The following is a 26,433-nucleotide window of genomic DNA, read 5'->3' on the forward strand; positions in this document are numbered from 1 at the left end:
TTTATAGCAGACATGATTACATATGCCCAAGAACGAAAGGAGCGTCAGATTGTTCAAAACAAGGAAGGCGGTATTCCAGGCGATCTTGCTGATCGTCGGGGCGGCCATGGTGGGCGTCGGCGCCCTTCGGGGTGAGGTCGACATCGTGCTCAGCAAGGCTATCAGGCTGTGTTTGGAGTGTGTTGGGATTGGGTAGGGGAAACTTCCATGCGTCGTGGCTTTTAAGCCGTTTCCGCGGGTTTATCCAGGCGGGTGCCGCATTGCTTTCGAATATCCACCTGCCGAACCTTATCAAGGGCGGCATTCACCAGGGCGATTCGAAAGCGGTGTGCGTGCCGGGTTTGAACTGCTATTCCTGTCCAGCCGCTGCTGGTGCTTGCCCTATCGGCGCCTTTCAAGCGGTGGTCGGATCGTCGAAGTTCAGCTTCTCGTATTACGTGACCGGGTTTTTGATTTTGACGGGCGTGCTGCTGGGACGTTTCGTGTGCGGATTCTTGTGCCCGTTCGGCTGGCTGCAGGAATTGCTGCACAAGATTCCGGGTAAAAAGCTGTCCACGGGCAAGCTCAAACCGTTGAGGTTCGTGAAGTACGCGGTGCTGGCGTTGACGGTGGTGCTTCTGCCTGCGGTGCTGGTGAACGATGTCGGCATGGGCGATCCGCTGTTTTGCAAGTACATTTGCCCCCAAGGCGTTCTCGAGGGTGCGATCCCTCTCTCCCTCGTTGACAGCGGCATCCGGTCGGCGTTGGGGGCGCTGTTCACGTGGAAGCTCGTGGTTTTGATCGCGGTGGTCGTGCTGAGCGTGCTGTTCTATCGACCGTTTTGCAAATGGGTTTGCCCTCTCGGCGCGTTCTACGCCCTGATGAACAAGGTCTCTTTGCTGGGGATGAAGGTCGATCGGGGCAAATGCATATCCTGCGGCACGTGCGCGCGGACCTGCAAGATGGACGTTGACGTGACGGCTTCACCAGACCACGCCGAATGCATTCGCTGCGGGATGTGCGTGAACGCCTGCCCTGCTGACGCCATCAGCTATCGCTTCGGCATGTGCGTGTCGTGCGGCCATCGCGTCGCGGATGAGGATAGGATTCGAGTGACGGATATCGATCGAAAAACGGAGGAATCGAAATGAGGAAGATCAAGAAGATGAATGCGAAGCTGTTGAAAATCTCGGTGGTGCTGGCCGCATCCCTGCTGGCAATCGGTCTTGCCGCGTGCTCTGCCGGCGCCGGCGGCGACGAAAGCCCGGCAGGCGCATCCGATGCCGCCGCGTTGATCGAGACACAGCCGAGCAGTGCCGACGAGGCGGCGAAGCTGTACGAGCAGCTTATGCAGAAGGAAAACGAAGTGCTTTCGGCGGATTCGCAGCTTTGGGAGAAGCTGTTCCTTTCGGCCAGCAAGGAAAGCCCGATGATCGAGGATGGCAGCAACTATGGAGACTTCCTTCTAGCTACGCTTGAAGGCGCCAAGGATAAGTTCACGGCGCAGGAGCTGGAAACGCTGAAAACCGGAGCGGAGCAGATCAAGCGGATCGAGGACAAGCTGACGGCTCTTGAGCAAGAATTCCCCGGATGCGGCAGCACGCCGGGCCAGGGCGAGAGCGTCGACGCCCAAAGCGCGGGCATGACGGCAAAAGCCGAAGGGTCGGAGAAGTTCCCGAGCTTCAACGGGAAGGACCTTGACGGTAACGACGTGAGCAGCGATGAGCTGTTCTCGAACAACACCGTTACGGTTGTCAACTTCTGGTTCACTACCTGCAAGCCGTGCGTGGGCGAGCTTGGGGAATTGGAGGCGCTTAACCAGAAGCTTGCCGACAAGGGCGGCGCGGTCGTAGGCGTCAATTCCTTTACCCTTGACGGCGACAAAGCTGCGATTTCCGAGGCGAAGAGCATCTTGGAGAAAAAGGGCGTGTCCTATAAGAACATCTGGTTCGGCTCGGATAGCGAAGCAGGCAAGTTCACCTCCAAGCTGTACTCGTATCCGACCACCTACGTGGTCGACAGCAACGGCAACATCGTGGGGCAGCCCATCGTCGGCGCGATCACGTCGGGCGACCAAGCGAAGAAGCTCGACGCGCTGATCGACGAAGCGATTGCGAACAGCGGACGATAAAGCGGGGCGGTTACGCTGTGCTCGGCAAGGGTTTGCGGCATGCGGGCAACGCGGGACTTCGGGCTCGATAGCTTTCCATGCGGCACCGAGGGAGCAAGGCATCGGCCCTGACCCGCATAACGAAGCGCGCTATGCGCAAACTTGATGGCGGCGCCCGTATATCATGCGGGCGCCGCTTTTTGCGGGTAGGATAGCAATCGATATCGAAAGAAAGGACCCTGCCATGCCCGAACCCGTTTCCCTTTGCCATGGGCGCTTGAGCGCCGCCGTCGATCCTATGGGAGCACAGCTGCTCAGCCTGCAGTTGGATGGCTGCGAGTATCTATGGCAGGGCGATCCGCGGTTTTGGGCCAGGCGGGCGCCGGTTTTGTTCCCCATTGTGGGTTCGTTGCGCGATGGGCGTGCGGAATCGGCGCAGGGCCCGTGCGTGATGGGGCGCCACGGCATCGCGCGCAACTACGAGCATGCGGTGGTCGACCGCGCCGCCGATGGGTCGTCGGTCACCTTCGAGCTGCGCGATTCGGCCGAGACGCGCGCCGCGTATCCGTACGGCTTCAAGCTGAACATGACCTACGCCATCACGGGCGAGGCCACACTTTCCCAAACGTTTCGCGTGACGAACACCGGCGATGCGACGCTGCCGTTTTGCGTGGGCGGGCATCCGGCGTTCAACGTGCCCGTGGGGGCATCGTCGCAGGTTGTAGGCGATGGCAAGGGTGAAGCGAGTGGGGAATCGGGCGCCGTTGCGGGCGCTGCCGAAGGCGAGGCGGCCAACGAGACGTGCGCGGAATCGGACGCTGCTCGCACGCCGCTGCCCGCTGCGGCCGACGAGGCCTTCGAGGATTACGTGCTCAAGTTCGCCCGCCCTTGGAGCTGCACGCTGCCGGTGATCGGCGAAGATGGCCTTATGAGCTGGGATAACGCATTCGAATGCCCGCAGGGATCGGACACCGTGGCGCTGACGCACGGGTCGTTCGCCCACGATGCGCTGATGTTCACGGACGTTCCCGGCAACGTGCTCACGCTGCTGGGCACGAAAAGCGGGCATGGCGTGCGCGTCGAGTTCTCGGGTTTTCCCTATATCGGCGTATGGTCCGCGGCCAACGACGCGCCGTTCGTGGCGCTCGAGCCGTGGTCGGGGCACACCACCGCCCACGACGAGGATGACGTGTTCGAGCACAAAGCCGGCATGACGCTGCTGGCCCCAGGCGAAACCAACGAGCGCACGTTCCACCTCACGCTGTTCTAGCTGACCCCCGCTTCAAGGTTCAATCGGCTGCTTTTATAAGATGCTTATGAGTATGATACTCATAAGCATCTTATGCACAAGGAAGTGATTGGGTGCAAAACCGCAGGTGGGCGAGGGGATTCGCATATGCGAACCTAGGCAATGGGAAAAACGTGGCGCAATGTGTCTCCATGGAAACCGGCTTTTGACCAAGGAGGCAGCCATGCGCAAACGACACTCTGAACACCAAGCACGCCACGCGAAGGATTGCCCGCTGACGAACGGAGCGGAGCGCCGCACGGGCACCAAAATAGCCTGCGTCGGCGTGAGCGCACTCATAGCGGGCCAGCTGTTCATGCCTGCAGCTTCGCTTGCAGCTGAGGCGGCGGACCAGGATACTGCAGCAGGCAACGCTGCCGCAGTCGTGGCCCCGGCAGCTCAAGCAACGCCTGCGGCGGAAACCGTCCCCGCGGCAAACGCGACGCCCGCGTCGGCGGCGCCAGCAGCTTCCGCGCCTGCAACCGATAGCGCCCCGGCCGACCAGCAGGCCGCTGCCCAGCAGGCTCAGCCCGCCACGCCGGCGGCAACGGCGAGCGGCTCCGCCGACAGCGCCGCGCCGGCCAACGATGCCATCCAGACCTGCGGCGTGACCGACGTCGTCGGCGGCGAAGGCGGCGTGAAGATCAACACCACCGTGGTCGACCATTACACGGACTGCGTGCTTCCGGGCGATATCACGCTTATGAAGGGGCAGCCCTACACTTTCGATTTTCCCGATGTGGAAGGCGGCATACCGGAAACGCCGCTCAGCGGAATCGTCGAGACAAAGTATTACCGGGCCGATGCCGCTTCAGGCTCCCTTGTCGAAGTTCTGGACGCATCCATGTCTGATGTGACGGCTCATTTCGAACCTGTCGGCAGTCACATGAGGCTGACGCTCACCTTTACGGGCGGCGCGGCAAGCGGCGCATACCAGCTTACGCGCAATGAGGCCCTTTATATCGGTGCGTCACTGACGTATACCGGCACCGACTATGAGGGTGACCATATCATCGTTGGCGATCCCGACGATATCTTCAACGCCTACAAGCCGGGGGGTTCGGTCGTCGTCAACGAAACCAGGGACGATTACTATATCCGCTATGCCATCAATAGCACTATCACGCTCGTTGCATCGGAAAACAAAGCTCTCGAAAATCTGAACGTCAACAACGTGAAGACCGACTATGCGCCCGGCGAGGCCCCGCGTGCGACCGCGACGATTCCTGTCGCCGATGCCGACAAGTACGAGATTGCCTACGAGTGCTGGGAAGAGATGGACGGCAGCGACCCCGCAGAGCTCACGCCCGTTGCGTTCTGGTATTCCGATCCCGCTAAGTACACGCCGGGTATGAAGAAGATCGATCGCTTTGAAGAGGGCAAGTTCTACATGTACTCCGTTGAGCTGCGGCTCAAGGATGGCAACACCCTGGCCGATGACTACAACGTGAACGTCAACGGCCATTGGGTGAGCAATACCTTCAAGACCGTCGAGGGTGTGTTTGCGCCGAATGCGGCGAATATGCTGTGCGAGCAGCCGATCGGCGAATGGCAGGCCATCGACCTTATCGAGATCAATGGCGCCACGACCACCTTCAAGGCGGGCGACAAGCCGGTGTTCACGGCGGGCACTCCGGAAGGCTCGAACGCCATTTTCCAGTGCGAATACTGGATGGGCAGCGATGGCAGCGATGCGAACTCCGTTGAGTTCTGGGATAAGAACATCACGAACCACATCGATGCCTTCAAGCCCGGCGTGACGTACCGCTACGGCGTGTACCTTAAGCCGGCGCGCGGCTTCTACTTCGCACCCGGCGCCAAGCTGATGATCAACGGCGTGGAATATGGCTACCAGGTGGGCGAGGCAAGCGAGGTCGATCCCGAGAGCGGATGTGCTTTCACCCTGTGGCTGAGTACCGATCTAGTCTTCACGCCGGAAGGGGTTGCACCCAAACCCGCGCCGCAGCCTGACCCGCAACCTGGCGATAACAACGGCGGCACGATCAAGGCCGACAACCCTGTCAAGCCTGCAGCTGCTAAGGCTGCGGCAAAGCCCGCCACGGGCGAACTTGCCGCTACAGGCGACGACATGGCCCTAACGGCAGCTGCTCTGGGAATCGCTGGAGCGACGGCGGTCACGGCCGTCGCCGCAGCAAAGCGCCGTAACCGCTAGGCACGCCTGAGCTCAACATCTGCTCGCGTCGCGCCTCGCACCTGCTCGGATTTCCGCTTGTCTCGTGATGCTCGAGACGGGCTGGATCTGATCGTTGGGGCTTCGATTTTGCCACGACTAAGCGCGCCGCCGCGACCACCATCGCGGCGGCGTTTCCCTTTAGGTCGCTCACGCTATCGATTCCCCCGCCCCCAAATGACGTGCTTTTGAAAAATCTGCTGCATGCTAGTTTCCGCTAAAGTGGTCAAAACCCCATATAAATCGATTATCGGCCTTACACCGAATGGCAATCGCCTAAGTGGACAGGGGGTGACAAAACACGCTTGACGCAAACCATACGGTTGCGCTAAAGTACCCCCATCATTATTCGCACGCTTTGCAAGGGGCATTGCGTGTCAGGGAAGCTGTCGCGGCGTTCGGCTATGGTCTTGCGGATTCCGTCGATTTCACCATGAAAGAGGGATGTACCGTGGGCCAGACCGCAGCGGAGCAAGTTGAGCGAAAACGTGGTGTGGGATTGACCGATTCGCAATTGCGGATCCTCGGCTACATCGCATCGTGCGGAGCGCAGGGGTGTACTGATACCAAGCAAGCCATCGCCGAAAAGCTCGGCGTGTGCCCGAAGACGGTCGATCGTGCCGTGCGCCGCATGCGCGACGACGGGCTGATCATCTCAAGGGCGCGCTTCGACGAAAACGGTTCCCAGCTCGGCAACGTCTACTTCATCGGCGCGGGTTCAAGATAATAGGTTGCGGTTGTTCTTAGGCCGCCGACGGCTAAGTGCGTCGGCGGCTTTTCGTTTAGGCTATACGGAAAAGGGGCGTATCGGCTGATGTCAGATCCTCCTGAACATCTATAGCAACTGCGTCAAATACAACCGCCGCGGCGGCAGGGTGATAACGCATGTGGTTTCAAACGAGCAACCCGATGGCAAGATTTTGGTTCGCTGGGAGATCGCCGACACCGGCATCGGCATGAGCCAGGAGTTCCTGGAGCACGTTTTCGAACCTTTTGCGCGGGAGGAAAACGCAGGCAACGGCGTTAGCGGTACTGGTTTGGGCATGCCGATCGTTAAGCAGCTCGTTGAGCTTATGGGCGGAACCATCAAAGTTTCCAGCAAGCTGAACGTGGGGTCCGCGTTCGTGATCTCCATCCCGTTCGATCCGGCTCCGGCCCCGCGTGAGACCGAGCAGGTCGCGAGCGGATCTGCCCTGCAAGGTCGACGCTTGCTGCTGGCCGAAGACAACGACCTGAACGCGGAAATCGCCGCAACGCTTCTGGAAAGCGATGGCGCATACGTCTCGATTGCAGGCGATGGCGCGCAGGCGCTGGAGGCGTTTGCCAAAAGCCCCGTCGGAACCTTCGATGTCATACTCATGGACGTGGTGATGCCGAAGATGGACGGCTTGGCTGCCACCAGGGCCATTCGCGCTCTCGATCGCCCTGATGCGGTGAGCATCCCTATCATCGCGATGACGGGCAACGCGTTCCAAGAGGACGTGTAGGAATGCCTTGAAGCCGGCATGAACGCCCACCTAGCCAAGCCGATCGAGGTGGCGAAGGCGGATTGCATCATCGCAGCGGCAATGGACAGGGTCTAGACGGCGTCCGGCAATAGCTGCCAGACGGTAGTGCTGACCTTCTCTGAACCCAAAAAGGCCCGCGGGCCTTTCCGTATACGAGGCTGTTCGATATGTCATACCGCTCCGTGAGATGATCGACCTTTACCTCCATCACAGTGCGGCTGCGCGACATAGTGAGAACCACGCTCGCGAGTGTCACCGCCCCCTATGGGCGCGATAAAGGTCGACTCCATGCGAAATCTTTCGAACGAAAGCGGCCCCTAACTGGCGCACATCTTCCCGGGTGATCACAAATAAGCAGGCAACTGGATCCAGCCTATAAAAGGCGAGGTAAAATGAGGTCTTAGTTGAGATTCGTGAAACCAATCGCGCATTCTATCCGCCGATAAGAAAGGCATCACTATGGGCATTTTCGATAAGGGCTTCGACCCGATGAAGGAAATCCAGAAGGCCTCGGAGAACGTTGCAAAAGCCGCAGGCGACGCGGCGGGCGCTGCAGGCAAGGCCGCCGGCTGCCTCGTTGAGAAAGCCGGCACGGCGGCGAGCGACGGGGCGCAAAGCGTTGGCTCCTTCGTGGGCAATGCGGCGAACGGCATCCGTGAGGGAGCCTCTACGGTCCTTGCTGGCGCCAACGATCAGATAGAGAAGGCGAAGGATGCGCGAAAGGCGAAGGAGAAGAACTTCACCTCGCTCGAGTCTCTACAACCCGTGGTCAATGTCGTCAACGACGCAGCGATGGCGCTTGACGACAAAGACCGCACCATCAAGGAAAGCGCAATTCCCGAGGTCGTGGCAGGGGCCATCGGCGCTGGCGTCGGCGGCGTCGGGTCGTTCATGGCGCTCTACGGTCTAGGCACCGTCGGTCTTTCCGCTGCTGGCATCACATCGGGGCTCGCTACGGCGGGAGCAGTCGTCGGCGGCGGCATGGTCGCGGGGGTCTTTGTGCTCGCAGCGCCGGTTGCCATCGCGGCAGGTACGGGCGTCGCGGTTGCGTCCCGCCTCAAAAACAAGCAGCTCTGCCAGGAGAAGGAGCGCCTCTATAAGGAAGCGCTCGCCAAGCACCAGGCGATCATTAAGGCACTAAAGGAGGAGTCCGACGCGAGCGCCGAGCGGCTCGAGTACCTGCGCTCCCTCAACATCCTTCTCGAGCGCGCTGTGAACGACCTCAAGAGCGACCTGTCGATTCAAGATGAGTAGGTACAGATACACGGACGGCGAGAAGGAGATTAACGCAGTCCTCGCTCATCAGGATGATCAGATTAAGAAGATCAACTTCCCGCCCGCGGCGGAGGCCGAGGATCGGATTACGAGCAGCGAGGCTATTCTCGCCTCGCTAGGCTACGATTTGCCGAAAAGAGGCGCAACCCCGCGGTGCGGCGGCAAGCCGGCCATCATCCCAACATGGGAAGAGTTGCTCGAGGACGCCCTGCAAGCGGGCAAAGGCGGAACGGAACTCGAAGCCCTCTTCAATGAGGACGAGCTCAGGGAGAACGCCGCGGCGGTCGCCGCACTGAACGAGGAGTACGACCAGCTTCATCATCTCGACCCTCTGGACGTGACCATAACGGCAGGCGCCGGCCTGTTGGCGGCGGCAGTCGACATCCTTCTCGTCGGTATCCCGGAGAAGTTCCCGGGCGGCCTCAAGGCGGGTCCCCTCTCCGACTACATGCGCGACTATTTTGACAGGCGCTATCCTCCCGAGGAGATGGAGAAGCTCGCTAACTCCAAGGTGAGCAAAGTCCCGTACGACGCCCAGGACAACAGGAACACGGCGGTCCGCATAGAGGGGCTCTCGGCTTACTACCACCGCCTGCTCTCCCTGGGGCACGACCCGCTGCTCGGTCTGGTATTCGGCACGTCCGACATTCTCGCGGGCAAGATGACCACGATTGACAAGGCAGGAAGAGTAGTCTCGCAGTCCATGGAGTGTTACACGGGACGCAAGGAGGTCGACGTTTTCGTCGCGCTCGCCAAGCAGATTCTCCACTTCAAGTCCGATGTCACGACCTCGATGGGACTGCCGGCCCCGCTCATGGGTCTATTCAACCTCATGCAGTTCGGGAGCATCGGCGAGTACGAGCAGACTGTGGCGGAGATAGCACAGGGAATGTACTTCGAGGGCTACGACTTCATCCACTTCTGCTCAATGTCCGTGCCTGTCGCGATTGTCGAGGTGGTCGTGAGGCTTTGCTACGCGTTCAAGCGCATGAAGGAAGGCGTGCCCCTCAAGGACGCCATCCCACTGTCGACATCCCGTAACAAGAACCCCAAGCTCTCGACGATGCTCTTCGTCGCCCACTGCGCGGCGACAGCGGTGAACGCAGGCAAAGTGGCGTTCACCAAGAATCCGATGGCAATCAATTACCCTCAGTGGATTGCGTTCGGCAAATACTCCTATCAGCAGCTCAAATGGGCGGCGCTGACGAAGCCGACGCAGCGCGATGCGTACGTGCGCCGCGCCATAGAAGGCGACCTCTGCAAAATGTATGAGGGCATCGATCTGTTATTTGGCGAAATGTGCCCAGAAGCAGTCGTAATCGGCGGATGAGGCAATGAATGCGGAAACCATCCGCGATATCATCAGAAAGCGCCGGGGAAGCCCCGGCGCTTTCCTTGCGTGAAAAACCTTCGTCCGCTTACTGCTCCTGTGCCATGCGGCGGTAGTGGTCGAAGCGGCGTAGGGCGTCCTCTTTGCCCTGCTCGAAGAGCCTTTCGGCCTCTTCGGGGAACGACTTGGTCAGCGAGGCGAAACGGTTCTCGCCGACCACGAAGTCCAGATAGTCCATGGTGGGCTCCTTGGAGTCCAGCGTCATGGGGTTCTCCTTGCGTGGGTCGTAATGGTACAGCGACCAGTAACCGCTTTCCACCGCTCGCTTCATCTCGCCCTGGACGTCGTGCATGCCGCATTTCAGGCCGTGCGAGGTGCAAGGCGCGTAGGCGATGATCACGGACGGGCCTTCGTATTCCTCGGCTTCCTTTAGCACCTTGACCAGCTGGTTGTAGTTGGCGCCCATGGCCACCTGCGCCACGTAGACGTTGCCGTAGCTCATGAGGATGGCGCCCAGGTCCTTCTTGCCGGTCTTCTTGCCGCTGGCCGCGAACTGCGCCACGGCGCCCGCGGGCGTTGCCTTGGAGCTCTGGCCGCCGGTGTTGGAGTACACCTCGGTGTCCACTACCAGCACGTTGACGTTGGCGCCGCTGGCAACCACGTGGTCCAGGCCGCCGAAGCCGATGTCGTAGGCCCAGCCGTCGCCGCCGAACATCCAGAACGTCTTCTTCGCCAGCTGGTCCTTGAACTTCAGCACCTCCTGGCACACTTCCTTGGCGCTGTTGGTCAGCTTGTCCATGGAAGCCTGTACGCATGCCACCAGCGCATCTGCGGCCTTGCGCGACGCGTCGAAGTCGTCGAACGCGGCAAGGAAGTCCTCGCAAGCCGCCTTCAAGGCGCCCATGGCGGCGGCGTCGGGCGTGTCGCCCGCGTCGGCCTTCGGCTTCTCCAGCCCGTGCGTCAGGGCGTGGGAAAGCTTCTCCACGCGTGCCTTCTCCACCGCGCGCTGCTGCACCGATCCCAGGAACAGGCCAAGTGAAAGCTCGGCGTTGTTCTCGAACAGGCTGTTGGTCCAGGCGGGGCCGAAGCCGCGCTTGTTCACCGTGTAGGGGATGCCGGGGTAGGGCGCGCCCCAAGCCTGCGAGCAGCCCGTGGCGTTGGCCCAGTACACGCGGTCGCCGAACAGCTGGGTGAGCAGCTTGGCGTAAGGCGTCTCGCCGCAGCCGGCGCAGGCGGCGGAAAACTCCAGCAGCGGCTGCTTGAACTGCGAGCCCTTCACGGTGTAGGGGTCGAACGCGCCGTCCTTGTCGGAGATGGTCAGGCCGAAGTCCCACAGCTTGCGGGCTTCATCGGTGAGCTTTGCCGGCTGCATGTCCAGCGCGCCCGCCGGGCACACGTCGGCGCAGCTGCCGCAGCTGGTGCAGTCGAACTGGCTGACCTGGATGGCGTAGCGCGTGCCCTCGGGCAGGTTCTTGCCGCCCTTGAGCGCGACCGTTTCGAACCCTTCGGGGGCGTTTTGCGCCTCGTCTGGGTTAAGCAGGTAGGGGCGGATGGCGGCGTGGGGGCACACGAAGGCGCAGCGGTTGCACTGGATGCACGACTCGGCGTTCCAAGCGGGCGTCTTCACGGCGATGCCGCGCTTCTCGTAGGCGGTCAGGCCCATGTCGATGACGCCGTCCTCGTAGCCGGCGAAGGCGCTGACGGGCAGGCTGTCGCCTTTCTGCGCGTTGACGGGGCGCAGGATGTTCTCGACCACAGCGGGCACGTCGGCCTCGGCTGCGGGCTCGTCGAGCGGGGCGTCGGCCCAGCTGGCGGGCACGGCGACCTCCGCGCACTTCTGCGCGCCCTCGTCGATGGCGGCTACGTTCTTCGCCACCACGGCATCGCCCTTGCTTGCGTAGGACTTGCGGGCCGCGTCCTTCATGTAGTCGAGCGCTTCCTCAACGGGCATCAGGCCCGCGATCTGGAAGAACGCCGCCTGCAGCACGGTGTTGATGTGGCTGCCCAGGCCCACGCGCTGCGCCACCTCCACCGCGTCCACGGTGAACAGGCGGATGCCGTTTTGCGCGATGTAGCGCTTCATCTTGCCGGGCAGGTTGGTATCAAGCTCCTCGGGCGTCCAGGTGGTGTTGAGCAGGAAGGTGCCGCCGGGCTTCACTTCCTGCACCATGTCGTACTGGCGCACGTAGCTTTGGTTGTGGCAGGCCACGAAGTTCGCGCGCTTCACGTAGTAGGTGCTGCGGATGGGCTTCTTCGAAAGGCGCAGATGCGACTTGGTCACGCCGAAGGACTTCTTCGAGTCGTACTCGAAGTACGCCTGTGCGAACATATCGGCGCAGTCGCCCAGGATGCGGATGGTGTTGTGGTTCGCGCCCACGGTGCCGTCGCCGCCCAAGCCCCAGAACTTGCAGCTGTAGGTGTCGGCGTCCTCGAAGTCGTCGAGCGGGCGGACGGGAAGCGACAGATGGGTCACGTCGTCGTCGATGCCGATGGTGAAGCTGCGCGTGGGCTCGGGTGCGGCAAGGTTGTCGAACACGGCCACGATCTGGGCGGTGTCGGTGTCCTTGGATGCAAGGCCGTAGCGGCCGCCGATGACCGTCACCTTGCCCGCACGGCTGCTGTTGGCGATGACGTTGGAAACGTCCAGGTACAGCGGCTCGCCGGCCGAGCCCATGCACTTGCAGCGATCGAGCACCGCGATGCGCTGCACGGTTTCAGGCAGCGCGCCCAGGAAGTGCTTCGCCGAGAAGGGGCGGTACAGGTGCACCTGCAGATAGCCGTAGCGCTTGCCCGTGCCGGCCGCCTGGGCGCGGGCGTTCAGGTAGTCGCACGCCTCCTGCGCGGTTCCCGACACGCTGCCCATGGCCACCACAACATCGGTGGCATCGGCGGCGCCGTAGTAGTCGAACACGTGATGCTCGCGGCCGGTCACGCCGGCCACCTGCGCCATAACGTCCTCCACCACGTCGGCTAGCTGGTCGTATGCGGTGTTGTTCGCCTCGCGCTGCTGGAAGTACGTGTCGCCGTTTTGCACGGTGGCGCGCAGCATGGGGTGCTCGGGGTTCAGGGCGCGCGCTCGGAAGCGGTCGAGCGCTTCCGTATCCATAAGCGCGGTCAGCTCCTTGGTGTCGGGCATGTCGATGCGCGACAGCTCATGGGAGGTGCGGAAGCCGTCGAAGAAATGCATGAACGGGATGGAGGCCTTCACGGCGGCCAGGTGGGCGACGGCGGCCATATCGGCGGCCTCCTGGACGCTTCCCGAGCTGAGCTGGGCGAACCCGGTGTCGCGGCATGCCATGACGTCGGAGTGGTCGCCGAAGATGCTCATGGCGTGGGTGCCCACGGTGCGGCTTGCCACGTGCAACACGCCTGGCAGGCGCTCGCCGGCGATGCGGTAGAGCACGGGCACCATGAGCATCAGGCCCTGGCTGGACGTGAAGCTGGTGCCCAGGCCGCCTGCCTGCAGCACGCCGTGGATGGCGGCGATGGCGCCGGCTTCGGATTGCATCTCGGTGAGCTGCACGCGCTGGCCGAACATGTTCAGGCGGCCCTGCGCGCTCCAGCGGTCGGTGTGCTCGGCCATGGGCGAGGACGGCGTGATGGGGTAGATGGCCGCCACCTCGGTGAAGTCGTAGGCAACGTTGGCCGCAGCCTGATTGCCGTCGACGGTTTGATAGTTGCTCATTGTGAAGCCCCTCTCCGCAACGATGGTTCGAAACGCGAGCGGGGGCGCGCAAAACGGCCCCCGCGAATTATCGGTATATGGAAGCTGCTACTTCTTCACCAGGTCCTGAAGCCCCAGCTCCTCGACGGCGGCTTCCCTCATCTTGTACTTGAGGATCTTGCCGGCGGCGTTCATGGGGTAGGACTCCACGAACTTGATGTAGCGGGGCACTTTATGACGCGCGATGTTGCTCTTCATGAACTCGCGGATCTCGGGCTCGGTCATGGTCTCGCCGTCCTTGAGGATGATGCAGGCCATGGCCTCCTCGCCGTACTTCACATCGGGCACGCCGATGACCTGGCAGTCGCTGACCTTGGGGTGCGTGATGACGAAGTCCTCGATCTCCTTCGGGTAGACGTTCTCGCCACCGCGGATGATCATGTCCTTCAGACGGCCGGTGGCCACGAAGCAGCCGCGGTCGTCGCGCATGAGCAGGTCGCCGGAGTGCAGCCAGCCGTTCTCGTCAACCGTCTTGAAGGTGGCGTCGGGCATCTTGTAGTAGCCCTTCATGATGTTGTAGCCGCGCGAGCAGAACTCGCCGATTTCGCCGTTGGGCAGCTCCTCGCCGGTTTCCGGGTCGATGATCTTGCACTGCACGTGCGGGAACGCGTAGCCGACGGTCTCGGTGCGCAGGTCGAGCGGGTCGGTCCAGGCGCTCATGGTGGAGCCCGGGGCCGATTCGGTCTGACCGTACACCGACACGATGCCGGTCATGTTCATCTCGTCGGGCTGCGCGGCGCGCTTCATGAGCTCGGGCGGGCAGCCGGCGCCGGCCATGATGCCGGTGCGCATGTGGCTGAAGTCGGTCTTGCGGTAATCGGCGTGGTTGAACATGGCGATGAACATGGTGGGCACGCCGTTGAACGCGGTGATCTTCTCCTGCGTGATGCAGTGCAGCGACGCCATGGCGCTGAAGTAGGGCATGGGGCACATGGTGGCGCCATGGGTCATGGACGACGTCATGGACAGCGTCATGCCGAAGCAGTGGAACATAGGCACGTGGATCATGAAGCGGTCCGCCGTGGACAGGCCCATGCGGTCGCCGATGCACTTGCCGTCGTTGACCACGTTGCGGTGCGTGAGCATGACGCCCTTCGGGAAGCCCGTGGTGCCCGAGGTGTATTGCATGTTGCACACGTCATCGGGGCGGACGTCTGCGGCCATGCGCTGGATCTTCTCAAGCGGCACCAGCTCGGCGCGCTCCATGGCCTGCTCAAAGGTCAGGCAGCCGGGCATCTCGAAGCCGACGGTGATGACGTTGCGCAAGAACGGCAGGCGCTTGCAGTGCAGCTGTTCGCCGGGCTTGGCTTCGGCGATCTCGGGGCACAGCTGGTTGATGATCTGGGCATAGTTGGAGTCCAGGGCGCTGTCGATCATGACCAGGGTGTGCGTGTCGGACTGACGCAGCAGGTACTCTGCCTCGTGAATCTTGTAGGCGGTGTTCACCGTAACCAACACGGCACCGATCTTGGTGGTTGCCCAGAAGGCGATGTACCACGCGGGCACGTTGGTGGCCCACACGGCAACCTTGCTACCGGGCTTGACGCCCATCGACACGAGCGCGCGGGCGAATGTGTCCACGTCGCCGCGGAACTCCTCGTAGGTGCGCGTGTAGTCGAGCGTGGTGTACTTGAAGCAGTACTGGTCGGGGAAGCACTCGACCATCTTGTCGAGCACCTGGGGGAAGGTCAGGTCGATGAGCTCGTCTTTCTTCCACACGTACTCGCCGGTGCCGTCGTGGTTGAGGTAGAGCGTGCGGCGCTTGCCGCGGGTGTCCTCGAACTGCTCCATGTAGTTGACGTAGTGAGGGAAGATGACCTCCATGTCGGTGAGGTCGCTCATCCACTCGGGCATCCATTCCAGCGAAACGAAGCCGTCGTAGTCGATGGAGGACAGCGCGCGCACCACTTCGTCGATGGGAAGGGTGCCTTCGCCCACCAGGTTGAAGGTGCCGTCGTCGTCGGAGTCGCGCATGTGCACGTGCTTGACGTAGGCGCCCAGGTTCTTGATGGTGGTCGCCGGGCTTTCGCCGCCCACGCGGTAGACATTGTGGACATCCCACAGGGCGCCCAGGTAGTCGCTGGCGTAGCGGTCCATGATGCCGGTCAGGCGCGAGGTGCTGGAGAAGATGCCGCTGGACTCGATCAGCAGCACCACGCCGTGCTCCTCGGCGTAGGGAACCAGCTGGGAAAGCGCCGCGTGAATGGCGTCCTCGTCGTCGTTCTGCACGACCACGCACACCATGTCGACGCTTGCCGCCTGCGCAAGGTCGATGAGGTCCTTGGCGTCCTGGATCTGGTCTTCGCCTGCCGAGATGTCGACCGAGGAGTCGAACACGGGCATGGAAAGGCCCTTGTCGCGCAGGGCGCGGGCGGTTGCCTGGGTATTGTAACGGTCAAGCGGGCCGCCCTTGCCGGTGAACGCGGTGTTGGTAATGGGGTTATGGATCTCGATGCCCGAGAAATCCATTTCAAGGGCGGTGCCTACCAGCTCATCCCAGGAGCGGTCGGCCCAGCCGCGGGTGGAAAAGGAAAGCTTCATTAGTTCTGCTCCTCGTAGGCGATCTTGTTGAGCGCGTTGATGTACGCGCGGATGCTGGACTCGACGATGTCGGTGGAGATGCCGCGGCCGGAATACACCTTGCCGTCGGCGATGAGCTTCACGATCGACTCGCCCATGGCCTCGCGGCCCTCGGTGACGGCCTGGATGCTGAAGTCGTCAAGCTCGTAGTGCTTGCCCACCACCGATTCGATGGATTTGAACGAGGAATCGAGGGGACCGTCGCCCAGAGACACCGCCTCGATCAGCTCGCCGTTCTTGCGCAGCGAGATGTGCGAGGTGGCCTTGAAGCTCAGGCCGGAGTTGATGACGTAGCCCTCCAGAGTGTAGGTGGGGGGCACCTGCAGCGCGGCGGAGGCCACGATGGCGTCAAGCTCGGTGGCGCTCACGCGCTCCTTGCTGGCGGCGATCTTCTTGAAGGCCTCGAACACCGCCTCGACATCCTCGTCGGAGAGGCTGTAGCCGAGTCGTTCCACGTACTGCATGACAGTGGCCTGGTCGTCGCCGGCGGTGAGCACGATGCCCTCGACGGCCTCGGAGACCGCGCCGGTGAACGGGGATGCCTTGGAGCGGTCATCGCAGCACAGGCGGGCAATCTGACCCATGGCGCGCTTGAGCTCGGTCACGCGCACCTTGCCCTGGGCGCCCAGGGCGTCGGCCTTGGCGGCAAGGATGCGGGCGAAGTTGTCGAGCGCGACGACGCCCATGGGGTACGACGTTGCCTTGACCAGCGTGGCGCCCGCCATGACGCCGGCCACGGCGCAGGCATCGGCCATGTTGAGGTTGTTGCAGCACGAGATGCCCAGGTCGATGTCCTTGAGCTGGGGCGCGGCCTGGTACAGGTCGGCGATGAACTGGGCGAACTCCTCGGGAAGCATGGAGCCGGCAGCGTCGCACACGGTGACGGTCTTGGCGCCGGCGGCAACCACGGCCTCGATGATGCGGGCCAGGTAGGCAACGTCGGTGCGGGTGGCGTCGATGGCCACGAACTCGACGTCGTCGGTGAGCTGGGCGCATTTCGCCACCGCCTCAGCGGCGTCGGTGATCAGCGCGTCGCCCTTCTTGCGCTGGATGTACTCCATGCAGGAGGGGCTCACGGCCGCTTCCACCTGCAGACGGACGCTCTTCGCGCCCTTCGCGGCGTTCCAAACGGCTTGGATGCTGTCCTCGTCCATCTTGACCGGCACGGCGAGCGTGCTGTTCTTCACCAGCGAGGCGATCGACTTGATCCGCAGGCTGTCTACCTTGGAGGACTCGATGCCCTCGACTTCGATGGAGCCAACGCCTATACGGTCTAGGATCTTCACGATTTCCAGCTTTTCCTTAAAGGATAGGGAAAGCGCCTTGGAGGCCGCTGCCTCCCTCATCGTGATGTCGCTGACGCGTATAGCTCTCATATATGACTCCTACTCATGCGAACGTGTTCTTGAAAGACGGCTGCGCGAAGCTTGAGCGCAGCGCCCGCACATGGCCGAACGCCTGCCAAGTACTAATCTGATAGGGTATATCAACTTATGACCGATCAAGCTGCACAAACACGGCAATGACGGAAAATAATGGACTCTTGATACGGCGTCCCTCGTTGGCGGAGGATTGCCGCCCCACAATTCGCGCGAACTGTGGGTTCGCGGGGTGATTGCATGTGGGGAAACGAAGGGCGAAGGGCTGCGGCACCGGCTAAGCGCGCGGCTGCACCGCGGGTTGCCAAGAGGCTGCTACGCGTACCTTTGCTGCCCTTGCTGCCTTTGCGGAAGGCGATTTCAGTCGTGGTCGGGGGCCGACAAGGGGAGGGGCCGACAAGTGTTGACATACGAATTTCCGCGTGCTATTTTTCATGTCGGCAAAATCATCGAAAGGTGATGACGCAAAGCTATAGGGCCTGAAATGGCAGCCAGCTGCACGGTTTCCCATCCGGAAACCACTGTAGCTGGCTGCTTTTTTATTCTCCAGTCCAGCTTGCAGGTTTTGCTCGTCCGGCATTGCGCCGGCGAGCAGGGGTGTCATAAGCATTGGAACGAGACCGATGGAGAAGGACTATGATGACTGAGATGACCACTGAGACCGACACCGAAATCGACGGCGACATCACGCTTGCGGACGGCAAGCGCACGCTGACGAACTCGCAGCTGCTCATCCTGGGCTTTATCGCTTCTTACGGCGCTGCGGGCTGCTCCGAGTCCAAGCGCGACATCGCCGAAACGCTGCAGGTCAGCCTGAAGACCGTCGACCGCGCCATCCTGCGCCTGCGCAAAGAGGGCTTCATCATCTCGGTGGCCCGCTATGCGGAAAACGGCATGCGTCTGAGCAACACCTATCACGTGCCCACGCCCGAGGCGAAGGGCGCTCCGGTGCACGCGATCGCCGGGTAAAGCCCTGGTGGGCGGGACGTGTTGCGACGTAGTTCCAGGTAGAACGGGGTTTGCGGATGGTTCCGCGCCCCTCAAAGCGAAGAGCCCGATTCCGAGTGCCGAATCGGGCTCTTCTTGATGATGGGGTGATTCCCCCGAACAGGAAAGGCCCGCGGGCTTTCTCGGTTTCCCGAGCGTCCGCGGGCCTTTCCCGTTGCCAGTCCCGCAAAGCGCTTTGGTTTTGCGGGACCGTGCGTTTTAAGCGTGTGCTAGAAGCGCAGGCTGAGGCAGGACAGGCCGCCGTCGATCTTGCGGTACTCGGAGGTGTCCACCACCAGGGTCTTGTAGCCCAGGTCCTGGACGGCCTTGAGCACGGTGGGGTAGCCCTCGGCCACGATGACGGTGCCGTTGACCCAGATGCAGTTCGCGCCGTAGGCCTCGTCCTCGGGCACGACGACCTTGTTGTACTTGGCGAAGTCGGGCTTGTCGATGAACTCGCCGGACACCAGCATGTTGTTGTCCTCGATGTAGTTCACGCCGGTCTTGAGGTGCAGGACCTCCTCCAGCGGGACCTCGGAGCCCTCCAGGCCCCAACCAGCCAGGATCTCGCAGAACTGGCGGATGCCCTCCTCGTTGGTGCGGGCGGAGCGGCCCACGTAGAAGTGGTCGCCCACCATCATGACGTCGCCGCCGTCAAGGGTGCCGGGGGCGACGATGTGCTTGACGTGCTCGTCGTCGAAGAAGCGACGGACCACGGGCTCGATCTCGTCCTTCTCACCGTTGCGGCTGGCAGCGCCGGGGTTGGTGATGATGGCGCCGCAGCGGGTGATAACGGCCGGATCCTCGACGAAGCAGCTGTCCGGGAACTGCTCGAGCGCAGGCAGGACGGTGACGTCGACGCCGCACTGCTCCAGGGCATGCTCGTAGTCGTAGTGCTCCTCGATGGCGCGCTCGTAGATGGGCTGGCCCAGCTCGGGAGCGCTGGTGATGCCGTCGCACAGCGACTTACCAGGGCGGCGGATGATGACATGGTTGAACTTCGTCATGCTTCTCTCTCCTTGGGTGCATGGTTGCCGGCGCGCATTGCAGCTGCTTGTCGCGCGGCACGTTCGTTGGGATATAAGGTAGCTGCTTCCTTGGGCATTATAGCCCGGAAGCCGGCGAAACGAACGGGAAAGAACGTGTTGCCCGCGGCGGACTTGGCGTTGGGGTGTGGACCCGCAGGTCATCGGGCTATTCTGCCGCGGTTTCGCTTGGCGGGCTTTGCCGATGCGGGGCTTTCGTCGCCTGAAGACCCGTCGGCAACGGAGCCGGCGGCGGCCGCTTCGCTGCCCTTGTCGTCGAGCTGGGTTGCCACGATGGCGGCGAAGATGAACGCGAAGCCCACTGCCATGCGGACCGTGAGCACCTCGCCGAAGAAGGCGACGCTGAACAGCGCGCAGAACACGCTTTCAAGCGAGCAGAGCAGGCCCGCCTCGGAGGGGGACAGGTGGGCCTGCGCCGTGTTCTGCGCCACGGCGCCGAAGGCCGCCGAGAGCATGGCCACGTAGGTCATGGCTCCGATGAACTCGGGCGTGGCCACCTGCGCCATGGTGGGCATGGGCTGCGTGGTCAGGGCGAGCAGCAAGGCCAGAATCCCGGCGGTGAACTGCTGGATGACGGTGATGGTCAGGACGTCGTTGTCGCGCATGACCAGGCCGATGATCACGATCTCGGCGCCGTAGAGGAACGCCGAGGCGATGCTGACGCCGTCGCCTAAGCTGATGGAGAAGCCCTCGGTCAGCGACACCAGCCCGATGCCGACGGTGCAGATGGCCGCGGCGATAAGGGTTTTCGCAGGCGGACGACGGCGGGAGACCACCCACCAGATAAACGGCACGGTCAGGCAATAGCACGCGCTCAAAAAGGCGTTCTTCGAGGGCGTGGTCAGGCCCAGACCTAAGAATTGCGTCCAGAAGCCCACGAACGTTGCCACGCCGATGATCATGCCCGCCTTCAGCGTTTTGCGGCAGAAATTGCGCTTGAGGTGGGGAAACAACAGGATGACCAGCACGATTCCCGCCCCAAGGAAGCGGATGGCGGTGAACCACGTGGTGCCCACGGTGCCGATGGCGCTTTTGCCGATCACGAAGCCCAGGCCCCAAACCGCGGCCGCCGTCATAAGGATGAGACGATATACATTCAGCGGGTACTGCTTGTCGGTGATGCCCATGATGCTCAGCTCCTGGCAACTCGGAAAACGATACTGCTAATGCAACGGAGCTAGGATGTCGGCCACCTCGTCAAGCGAGCTTGTGAAATGGATGTCCCGCTGCCTGCGCGGCGAGGAAAGCCCCATATCGCTCATTCGGTTGAGAAGCGCCCGCAGGTCATCATAGAAACCGTTCAAGTTGAACAGTATGCACGGCGCGTCCAACTGTGCAAGGGATATGAGGGAAATGATCTCCGATACCTCCTCCAATGTCCCCGTGTCCCCAGGCATGGCACGGGGCATCGCGTTGATTCGGCGTTTTCGTTGGTGAAGCGGCGTGCGCGACGCGGCTATTGCGCGCGGACGATCTCCTGGTAGCCGGTGCCCCAGGTTGCCATGCTGTCGATGATGGGGCGCATGGTCTCGCCCAGCTCGCTCAGGGCGTATTCGGTATGGGGCGGAATCTCGGGGAATACCGTGCGCGTGACAAGGCCGTCCTTCTCCAGCGCGCGCAGGTTGTCCGTGAGCACCTTCTCGCTGATGCCGGGAATGGCGCGGCGCAGCTCGCTGAAGCGGAACGGTTTGTCCATGAGCTGCTGGATGACGAATATCTTCCATTTGTTGCCGATGAGCATGAGCGTTGTGGCAACGGGGCACGGCGGCAGTTCTTCCTTGGTGAGCACTGGTGATTCCTTTCGCGCAGGTCAAAGCCTACTTACATAAAGGTGGGTACCTAATAGATTAGTGGCTACTTCCGAATTCGACTCCTGTTTTGGACAATCATTATAGACGCCCGCCAAGGAGGCGTCACGAATGAGAAGGAGAAGAAAATGAGCAATCTGGACAACGTCGTTTCCGGCGCTTGCGGCACCACCGATCCCAAGGCCGCCCCGGCTTGCGGCACCGCTTGCGGTTCCGCCGACCCCAAGGCCGCCCCTGCCTGCGGTTCTGCCGATCCCGCGCCCGCGTGCGGCTCTGCCGACCCGGCTCCCGCTTGCGGTTCTGCTGATCCCGCGCCGGCTTGCGGCTCTGCCGACCCGGCCCCGGCTTGCGGCACGAAGGATCCCGAATAGCGCAATCGGGTTCTGCTGAATCACAGCTGCACGGGGCACGGGCGAGGTCCAACCGCTCCGCCCGCGCCCCGGTGCGCGAGTGCTTTCGGTCGGCGATCAGCCCGGCCAGTCCGCGCAATGCAAAATGCGCGGACTGGCCGGGCCCATTGACCGGACCGCAGCAGGCCCGCACGTGGACTTTGTTGCCAACCACCCTGCAATCCCCGTCGAAAGGCCAGATCATGAACCTGCAAACCTGTCTTGAGAAGCTCAAGCTCATCGGCACGCTCGATTTTGCGAACGTGGCCGAAGACGGGTCTCCCCAGGTGCGCTGCATTAGCGCACTGCATTATGAACCCGATGCGGTGTACTTCCTCACCTCGCGCGGCAAGCCCTTCGCCCGCGAGCTTGCCTGCGACGGACGCGTGCAGGCGGTGGGGCGCACGCGCTTCAACGAGATGCTGCGGCTGTCGGGGACGGCACGGGAGGTGCCGGGCGCCGAGGGCGTGCGCATTCGCGACCTTATTTATGCCGAGCAGCCCTATCTGGCAAACGTTTACCCCGGTCAAACGCGCGATATCAACGTGATCTTCGAAATCCGCGACGTGTCCATCGAGTACTTCAACCTGGGCGTCCATCCGATCTTCCGCGAGACGTACCGCCTGGACGGCGAGGCAGCGGCGGTGCGTGGGTATCGCATCACCGACGCGTGCATCGGGTGCGGCACCTGCCAGGGGGTGTGCCCGCAGGGCGTCATCGAGGAGGGCGAAGCCGGCGAGCCGTTCCGCATCCGCGCGCAGAACTGCCTGCATTGCGGCGCATGCTTCGAGGCTTGCCCCGTTGAAGCCATCGAACGCGTAGGGGAGTAGACGGACCTGGGGCTCGGCGATATGCCGTCGCGGCGGAGACGTCGCCTGGATCGGAAGCCGACCGCTCGCGAGACGAATCCGACATGCGGTCAAACCGCGATTCAAGGTATGCGAACACGAATGGAAAGGAGCAGCATAGCCATGCAACACGATATGAAACCCGAGCAGAACGAGCAGGGGTCGAAACCGGTGACAACCGGTGACCGCAAGGTGCAACTCGCACAGGAGCTGCGCCCCACGTTCGCCTTCCAATGGCATATCACCGACGAATGCGATCAGCGCTGCAAGCACTGCTATCTGTTCAGCGAAGATGCGCGCATGGCGTGCGTGTCCATGAGCTGGGACGATATGCTGCATGTGCTGGACAGCTGCTACGATCTGTGCGAGCATATGGGCCGCCAGCCGTACTTCTACATCACCGGCGGCGACCCCATCCTGCATCGTGATTTCTGGCGCCTGGCCGAGGAGCTGCATGCGCGCGGCGCCATGTGGTGCATCATGGGCAACCCGTTCCATCTGACCGACGGGGTGTGCCGTCGAATGCATGAACTGGGATGCCGCAAATACCAGCTGAGCCTTGACGGCTCTAACGCCGCCACCCACGACCTGTTCCGCAAACCGGGCAGCTTCGACGACACGCTGCGCGCGGCGGCCTGCATCAAGCGTTCCGGCATGTGGCTGGCGCTCATGAGCACCGTGAGCAGCATGAACGCCGCCGAGCTTCCCGACATGATCGACCTCGCGGCACGCATCGATGCCGATGTGTTCGCGTTCGGCCGGTATTGCCCCACGAAGGGACAGCGTCTCGAGGAGTTCCACATGGAGCCGCTCGAGTATCGTGCGCTGCTTGTGGCCTGCCAGGAACGGATCGATGCGCTTGCGGCTGCGGGATGCAAGACCACGTTCCAGAAGAAGGACCACCTGTGGACGCTGCTCGATTGGGAGCAGGGCCGCTTCCGTATCCCGGAAGGCGTGCAGTGCGGAAAAGTTTATGACGGCTGCCATTGCGGCATCGCGCATATGACCGTGCTGCCGACCGGCGACGTCTACGCGTGCCGTCGCATGGAGAGCAAGATCGGCAACGTGCACGAGGAGAGCATGTACGACCTGTTCATGGGGCAGAACATGGAAGCGCATCGCGAGTTTTCGAAGTTCGAGAAGTGCAGCCGTTGCGAGTTGGCGGGATGGTGTCGCGGTTGTCCGGCGGTAGCCGCCGGCTACACCGGCAACATGTACGCGCCCGACCCGCAATGCTGGAAGGAAGTCGATTAGCGTATCGATCGGTTCGGCGGCGCAACGTTTCGCTATCCGCAAGCGCACCGCGCAACAAGCGCCGAGAAAAGATCTGGAGCCCATCATGTAGGCGACAGGTAAGACGGGCAGGAAGGTTAGGACATGATCTTGGGATGTTGCCGCACGGTTGAGAAGGATGCCATGGCACGTGATATCGAGCGGCTTGCCATGGCGCTCGACGCCGCCGATGCTGTGTTCGTGGGCGCGGGGGCTGGGCTTTCGACGGCGGCGGGGTTCACGTATTCGGGGCCGAGGTTCGAGCGCTATTTCGCCGATTTTCACGAACGCTATGGATTCAGCAACATGTACTCGGGCGGCTTCTATCCTTACGCCACCGCTGAGGAACGCTGGGCGTTTTGGAGCCGCTACGTCATGGTGAACCGTTATGACCTGGGGCCGAACCCGTTGTACGTTCAGTTGCGCGAGCTGCTTGCGGGGCGCGATTATTTCGTGCTGACCACCAACGTGGACCATCAGTTCCAGCTGGCCGGATTCGACAAACAGCGCCTGTTCTACACGCAGGGCGATTATGGGTTGTTCCAGTGCAGCAAGCCTTGCTGCCGCGAGACGTTCGATAACGAAGCGGCCGTTCGCGCCATGTTCGAACAGCAGCGCGGCATGCGTATTCCCAGCGAGCTGATCCCGCGTTGCCCGCACTGCGGCGCCGAGATGTCCATGAACCTGCGCGCCGACGACACGTTCGTGCAGGATGAGGGCTGGTTTGCGGCGGCAGCGCGTTATCGCGATTTCGAGCGCCGCCATGAGGGTATGCGCGTTGTCTGCCTCGAGCTTGGCGTGGGATTCAACACGCCCGTGATCATCAAGTACCCGTTTTGGCGGGCCACGCTGGAAAACCCGCAGGCCACGTATGCCTGCCTGAACATGGGGGAGGCTGCGGCCCCGAAAGAGATCTCCGAGCGCTCCATCTGCGTGAACGCCGATTTGGCTGAAACGCTTTCGCAGCTTGAAACGGCGTTAGCGGGTTAGCCGGCGCCGAAGCCCATACGCTTCGGCGCCTTCGTAAAACCATCCCTTTACCAGGGAAAACGCTTTCTAGAAATTCACGTTGCCGACCTCGGAGAGCTTCAGATCGGGGTTGTGGTCGATGGCCCAGTTCACGTTCCAGGAGTTCGTGAACAGCAGCAGCCTGCCGCCGCGCATGTCCTCGACCAGCTTGGTGTCGCGTGTGATGTTCAGACGCGAGGTGTCCAGCTCGTTGAGGTCGTTGGCGATCCAGCGGATGTCGGTGTAGGGCATGCCCTGGCGACGCACTTCCACGCCGTATTCGTTCTTCAGGCGCGTTTCGAGCACGTCGAGCTGCAGCACGCCGACGACGCCGCAGATGACGCTTTCCATGCCGAAACCGGGCTCGCGGAAGATCTGCACGGCGCCTTCCTGGGCCAGCTCATGCATGCCCTTCACGAACTGCTTGCGCTTGAGCGTGTTCACCTGCGTGATGCGTGCGAAATGCTCTGGCGAGAACGTGGGGATGGGCGGGAATTGCACGTGCTCTCCCTTGCACACCGTGTCGCCGATGCTGAAGATGCCGGGGTCGAAAAGGCCCACGATGTCGCCGGCGTAGGCCTCGTCAACCGTTGCGCGGTCGTCGGCCATGAGCGAGGTGCCCGTTGCCAGCTTGAGCTTCTTGCCGCCCTGCACGTGGAACGCCTCCATGCCGCGCTCGAACTTGCCCGAGCAGATGCGCACGAACGCGATACGGTCACGGTGGTTCTTGTCCATGTTCGCCTGGATCTTGAACACGAAGCCTGCGAACTCTTTGCGCTGCGGGTCGACCAGGTCGCCCGAAAGCGTGTCGGTGTAGGGCAGCGGGGCGGGGGCCAGGCGCAGGAACTCCTTCAGGAACGGCTCCACGCCGAAGTTGGTGAGCGCCGAGCCGAAGAACACCGGCGACAGCTTGCCTGCGCGCACCGCGTCCAAGTCGAACTCGTCGGCGGCGCCGTCAAGCAGCTCGATGTCGTCCATGAGGTTCTGGTGGTTGTCGGCGCCGATGAGCTCGTCAAGGGCGGCGTCTCCCAGCTCGGCCTCGATCTCGGCGACCTTCTTGGAGGAGTTGCCGCGGCCCTCGCCGTCGAAGGCGATGACGTTGCGCGTTTGACGGTCGAACACGCCGCGGAACGTGCGGCCGTTGCCGATGGGCCAGTTCATGGGGTAGGTGCCAATGCCGAGCACCGTTTCGATCTCCTCCATGAGCTCGAACGGGTCGCGGCTTTCGCGGTCCATCTTGTTCACGAACGTGAAGATGGGGATGTGGCGCAGCGTGCACACCTTGAACAGCTTCTTCGTCTGCGCCTCGACGCCCTTGGCGGCGTCGATGACCATGACGGCGGCGTCGGCGGCCATGAGCGTGCGGTACGTGTCCTCGGAAAAGTCCTGGTGGCCGGGGGTGTCAAGGATGTTGACGCAGCAGCCGTCGTGCTCGAACTGCAGCACGGAGGAGGTGACGGAGATGCCGCGCTCCTTCTCGATGTCCATCCAGTCGGAAACGGCGTGCTTCGAGCTTGCCTTTCCCTTGACCGAGCCGGCGGTCTGGATGCTGCCTGAATACAGCAGCAGCTTCTCCGTCAGCGTGGTTTTGCCCGCGTCGGGGTGCGAGATGATCGCGAACGTGCGACGCGACGCGATGTGTTCTGCCAGCGTTGGCATGGGGTTCCTTTCCGCAAAACGGCCGATAACGCGCCGAGCGACGCGCTGCCAG

Annotated in this window: 22 protein-coding genes and 1 riboswitch; of the genes, 14 read left to right on the forward strand and 8 right to left on the reverse strand. The window is 62.3% G+C overall.

What is annotated here, in order from left to right; all coding sequences use genetic code 11:
* Positions 1–49: 49 nt before the first annotated feature.
* From Q0D52_RS01820 to Q0D52_RS01860, 9 genes are all read left to right on the forward strand, one after another.
* Positions 50–196 (forward strand): CD1871A family CXXC motif-containing protein, encoded by a 147-nt coding sequence (locus tag Q0D52_RS01820; protein WP_220240876.1) that lies wholly within the window; start codon positions 50–52, stop codon positions 194–196.
* Positions 189–1,130: a 4Fe-4S binding protein gene (locus tag Q0D52_RS01825; RefSeq protein ID WP_294379825.1), complete on the forward strand. Its 942-nt coding sequence runs from the start codon at positions 189–191 to the stop codon at positions 1,128–1,130. Before Q0D52_RS01820 ends, Q0D52_RS01825 begins: the two co-directional genes overlap by 8 nt.
* Complete coding sequence (locus tag Q0D52_RS01830; RefSeq protein ID WP_294379826.1) at positions 1,127–2,110, forward strand: TlpA disulfide reductase family protein; 984 nt, start codon at positions 1,127–1,129, stop codon at positions 2,108–2,110. Before Q0D52_RS01825 ends, Q0D52_RS01830 begins: the two co-directional genes overlap by 4 nt.
* 223 nt (positions 2,111–2,333) lie before the next feature.
* Positions 2,334–3,359, forward strand: a complete 1,026-nt coding sequence (locus Q0D52_RS01835; protein WP_294379827.1) for an aldose 1-epimerase family protein — start codon at positions 2,334–2,336, stop codon at positions 3,357–3,359.
* A gap of 202 nt (positions 3,360–3,561) precedes the next feature.
* Complete coding sequence (locus tag Q0D52_RS01840) at positions 3,562–5,550, forward strand: hypothetical protein (protein ID WP_294379828.1); 1,989 nt, start codon at positions 3,562–3,564, stop codon at positions 5,548–5,550.
* A gap of 388 nt (positions 5,551–5,938) precedes the next feature.
* On the forward strand, positions 5,939–6,295 hold the full coding sequence (locus tag Q0D52_RS01845; protein WP_294379829.1) for a MarR family transcriptional regulator: 357 nt from the start codon (positions 5,939–5,941) through the stop codon (positions 6,293–6,295).
* A gap of 100 nt (positions 6,296–6,395) precedes the next feature.
* Complete coding sequence (locus Q0D52_RS01850; protein ID WP_294379967.1) at positions 6,396–7,055, forward strand: ATP-binding protein; 660 nt, start codon at positions 6,396–6,398, stop codon at positions 7,053–7,055.
* A 480-nt stretch (positions 7,056–7,535) separates the two neighbouring features.
* A complete protein-coding gene (locus Q0D52_RS01855) occupies positions 7,536–8,330 on the forward strand; it encodes a hypothetical protein (protein WP_294379830.1) in 795 nt (264 codons plus the stop codon).
* The gene (locus tag Q0D52_RS01860) at positions 8,323–9,681 is read left to right on the forward strand and encodes a hypothetical protein (protein ID WP_294379831.1); all 1,359 of its coding nucleotides are present in this window, start codon (positions 8,323–8,325) and stop codon (positions 9,679–9,681) included. Before Q0D52_RS01855 ends, Q0D52_RS01860 begins: the two co-directional genes overlap by 8 nt.
* An 88-nt stretch (positions 9,682–9,769) precedes the next feature.
* On the opposite strand, the gene nifJ is transcribed toward Q0D52_RS01860, so the two are convergent.
* The 3 genes from nifJ to Q0D52_RS01875 all read right to left on the reverse strand — a co-directional run bounded on the left by nifJ (position 9,770) and on the right by Q0D52_RS01875 (position 17,361).
* A complete protein-coding gene (gene nifJ, locus Q0D52_RS01865) occupies positions 9,770–13,366 on the reverse strand; it encodes a pyruvate:ferredoxin (flavodoxin) oxidoreductase (protein WP_294379832.1) in 3,597 nt (1,198 codons plus the stop codon).
* An 87-nt stretch (positions 13,367–13,453) separates the two neighbouring features.
* Positions 13,454–15,946 carry an AMP-binding protein gene (locus tag Q0D52_RS01870; protein ID WP_294379833.1) on the reverse strand — a complete coding sequence of 831 codons (2,493 nt, stop codon included), beginning with the start codon at positions 15,944–15,946 and terminating at the stop codon, positions 13,454–13,456.
* Entirely contained in the window at positions 15,946–17,361 is a 1,416-nt protein-coding gene (locus tag Q0D52_RS01875; protein ID WP_294379834.1) for an alpha-isopropylmalate synthase regulatory domain-containing protein, read from the reverse strand. The genes Q0D52_RS01870 and Q0D52_RS01875 overlap by 1 nt, the downstream gene beginning before the upstream one ends.
* Before the next feature lie 432 nt (positions 17,362–17,793).
* Positions 17,794–17,867, forward strand: a riboswitch (cyclic di-GMP riboswitch).
* A 133-nt stretch (positions 17,868–18,000) separates the two neighbouring features.
* On the opposite strand from Q0D52_RS01875, the gene Q0D52_RS01880 reads away from it, so the two are divergent.
* Positions 18,001–18,333 carry a helix-turn-helix domain-containing protein gene (locus Q0D52_RS01880; RefSeq protein WP_294361700.1) on the forward strand — a complete coding sequence of 111 codons (333 nt, stop codon included), beginning with the start codon at positions 18,001–18,003 and terminating at the stop codon, positions 18,331–18,333.
* Positions 18,334–18,581: 248 nt separating this feature from the next.
* Here Q0D52_RS01880 and Q0D52_RS01885 read toward each other — a convergent pair whose 3' ends face one another.
* The 4 genes from Q0D52_RS01885 to Q0D52_RS01895 all read right to left on the reverse strand — a co-directional run bounded on the left by Q0D52_RS01885 (position 18,582) and on the right by Q0D52_RS01895 (position 21,186).
* Entirely contained in the window at positions 18,582–19,358 is a 777-nt protein-coding gene (locus Q0D52_RS01885; protein ID WP_294361699.1) for a dimethylarginine dimethylaminohydrolase family protein, read from the reverse strand.
* A 179-nt stretch (positions 19,359–19,537) separates the two neighbouring features.
* Positions 19,538–20,524 carry a DMT family transporter gene (locus tag Q0D52_RS01890; RefSeq protein ID WP_294379835.1) on the reverse strand — a complete coding sequence of 329 codons (987 nt, stop codon included), beginning with the start codon at positions 20,522–20,524 and terminating at the stop codon, positions 19,538–19,540.
* Between the two features lie 36 nt (positions 20,525–20,560).
* On the reverse strand, positions 20,561–20,950 hold the full coding sequence (locus Q0D52_RS10095; protein WP_366930322.1) for an LOG family protein: 390 nt from the start codon (positions 20,948–20,950) through the stop codon (positions 20,561–20,563).
* On the reverse strand, positions 20,854–21,186 hold the full coding sequence (locus Q0D52_RS01895; protein WP_294379836.1) for a helix-turn-helix domain-containing protein: 333 nt from the start codon (positions 21,184–21,186) through the stop codon (positions 20,854–20,856). The genes Q0D52_RS10095 and Q0D52_RS01895 overlap by 97 nt, the downstream gene beginning before the upstream one ends.
* A 147-nt stretch (positions 21,187–21,333) precedes the next feature.
* Between Q0D52_RS01895 and Q0D52_RS01900 the strand changes: the two genes are divergently transcribed.
* The 4 genes from Q0D52_RS01900 (at position 21,334) to Q0D52_RS01915 (ending at position 24,704) form a co-directional block, all read left to right on the forward strand.
* Positions 21,334–21,576 carry a hypothetical protein gene (locus tag Q0D52_RS01900; RefSeq protein ID WP_294361696.1) on the forward strand — a complete coding sequence of 81 codons (243 nt, stop codon included), beginning with the start codon at positions 21,334–21,336 and terminating at the stop codon, positions 21,574–21,576.
* A gap of 221 nt (positions 21,577–21,797) precedes the next feature.
* Positions 21,798–22,424, forward strand: a complete 627-nt coding sequence (locus Q0D52_RS01905; protein ID WP_294379837.1) for a 4Fe-4S binding protein — start codon at positions 21,798–21,800, stop codon at positions 22,422–22,424.
* Between the two features lie 141 nt (positions 22,425–22,565).
* Entirely contained in the window at positions 22,566–23,696 is a 1,131-nt protein-coding gene (gene acgM / locus Q0D52_RS01910) for a radical SAM/SPASM domain protein, ACGX system (protein WP_294379838.1), read from the forward strand.
* A gap of 162 nt (positions 23,697–23,858) precedes the next feature.
* Positions 23,859–24,704, forward strand: a complete 846-nt coding sequence (locus Q0D52_RS01915; protein WP_294379839.1) for a Sir2 silent information regulator family NAD-dependent deacetylase — start codon at positions 23,859–23,861, stop codon at positions 24,702–24,704.
* Between the two features lie 66 nt (positions 24,705–24,770).
* Here the strand turns inward: Q0D52_RS01915 and Q0D52_RS01920 are convergent, their stop codons facing one another.
* Positions 24,771–26,381 (reverse strand): peptide chain release factor 3, encoded by a 1,611-nt coding sequence (locus Q0D52_RS01920; RefSeq protein ID WP_294379840.1) that lies wholly within the window; start codon positions 26,379–26,381, stop codon positions 24,771–24,773.
* Positions 26,382–26,433: the final 52 nt, after the last annotated feature.

It is taken from the genome of uncultured Senegalimassilia sp., assembly GCF_934630535.1.
Classification (GTDB): domain Bacteria; phylum Actinomycetota; class Coriobacteriia; order Coriobacteriales; family Eggerthellaceae; genus Senegalimassilia.

What these genes read in the sequence shown, in the direction of transcription:
- Q0D52_RS01830 (WP_294379826.1), top strand. Translation starts at nt 1,127, where the DNA reads ATGAGGAAGATCAAGAAGATGAATGCGAAGCTGTTGAAAATCTCGGTG.
- Q0D52_RS01835 (WP_294379827.1), top strand. Translation starts at nt 2,334, where the DNA reads ATGCCCGAACCCGTTTCCCTTTGCCATGGGCGCTTGAGCGCCGCCGTC.
- Q0D52_RS01840 (WP_294379828.1), top strand. Translation starts at nt 3,562, where the DNA reads ATGCGCAAACGACACTCTGAACACCAAGCACGCCACGCGAAGGATTGC.
- Q0D52_RS01855 (WP_294379830.1), top strand. Translation starts at nt 7,536, where the DNA reads ATGGGCATTTTCGATAAGGGCTTCGACCCGATGAAGGAAATCCAGAAG.
- Q0D52_RS01860 (WP_294379831.1), top strand. Translation starts at nt 8,323, where the DNA reads ATGAGTAGGTACAGATACACGGACGGCGAGAAGGAGATTAACGCAGTC.
- nifJ (WP_294379832.1), bottom strand. Translation starts at nt 13,366, where the DNA reads ATGAGCAACTATCAAACCGTCGACGGCAATCAGGCTGCGGCCAACGTT.
- Q0D52_RS01870 (WP_294379833.1), bottom strand. Translation starts at nt 15,946, where the DNA reads ATGAAGCTTTCCTTTTCCACCCGCGGCTGGGCCGACCGCTCCTGGGAT.
- Q0D52_RS01875 (WP_294379834.1), bottom strand. Translation starts at nt 17,361, where the DNA reads ATGAGAGCTATACGCGTCAGCGACATCACGATGAGGGAGGCAGCGGCC.
- Q0D52_RS01880 (WP_294361700.1), top strand. Translation starts at nt 18,001, where the DNA reads ATGATGACTGAGATGACCACTGAGACCGACACCGAAATCGACGGCGAC.
- Q0D52_RS01885 (WP_294361699.1), bottom strand. Translation starts at nt 19,358, where the DNA reads ATGACGAAGTTCAACCATGTCATCATCCGCCGCCCTGGTAAGTCGCTG.
- Q0D52_RS01890 (WP_294379835.1), bottom strand. Translation starts at nt 20,524, where the DNA reads ATGGGCATCACCGACAAGCAGTACCCGCTGAATGTATATCGTCTCATC.
- Q0D52_RS01900 (WP_294361696.1), top strand. Translation starts at nt 21,334, where the DNA reads ATGAGCAATCTGGACAACGTCGTTTCCGGCGCTTGCGGCACCACCGAT.
- Q0D52_RS01905 (WP_294379837.1), top strand. Translation starts at nt 21,798, where the DNA reads ATGAACCTGCAAACCTGTCTTGAGAAGCTCAAGCTCATCGGCACGCTC.
- acgM (WP_294379838.1), top strand. Translation starts at nt 22,566, where the DNA reads ATGCAACACGATATGAAACCCGAGCAGAACGAGCAGGGGTCGAAACCG.
- Q0D52_RS01915 (WP_294379839.1), top strand. Translation starts at nt 23,859, where the DNA reads ATGGCACGTGATATCGAGCGGCTTGCCATGGCGCTCGACGCCGCCGAT.
- Q0D52_RS01920 (WP_294379840.1), bottom strand. Translation starts at nt 26,381, where the DNA reads ATGCCAACGCTGGCAGAACACATCGCGTCGCGTCGCACGTTCGCGATC.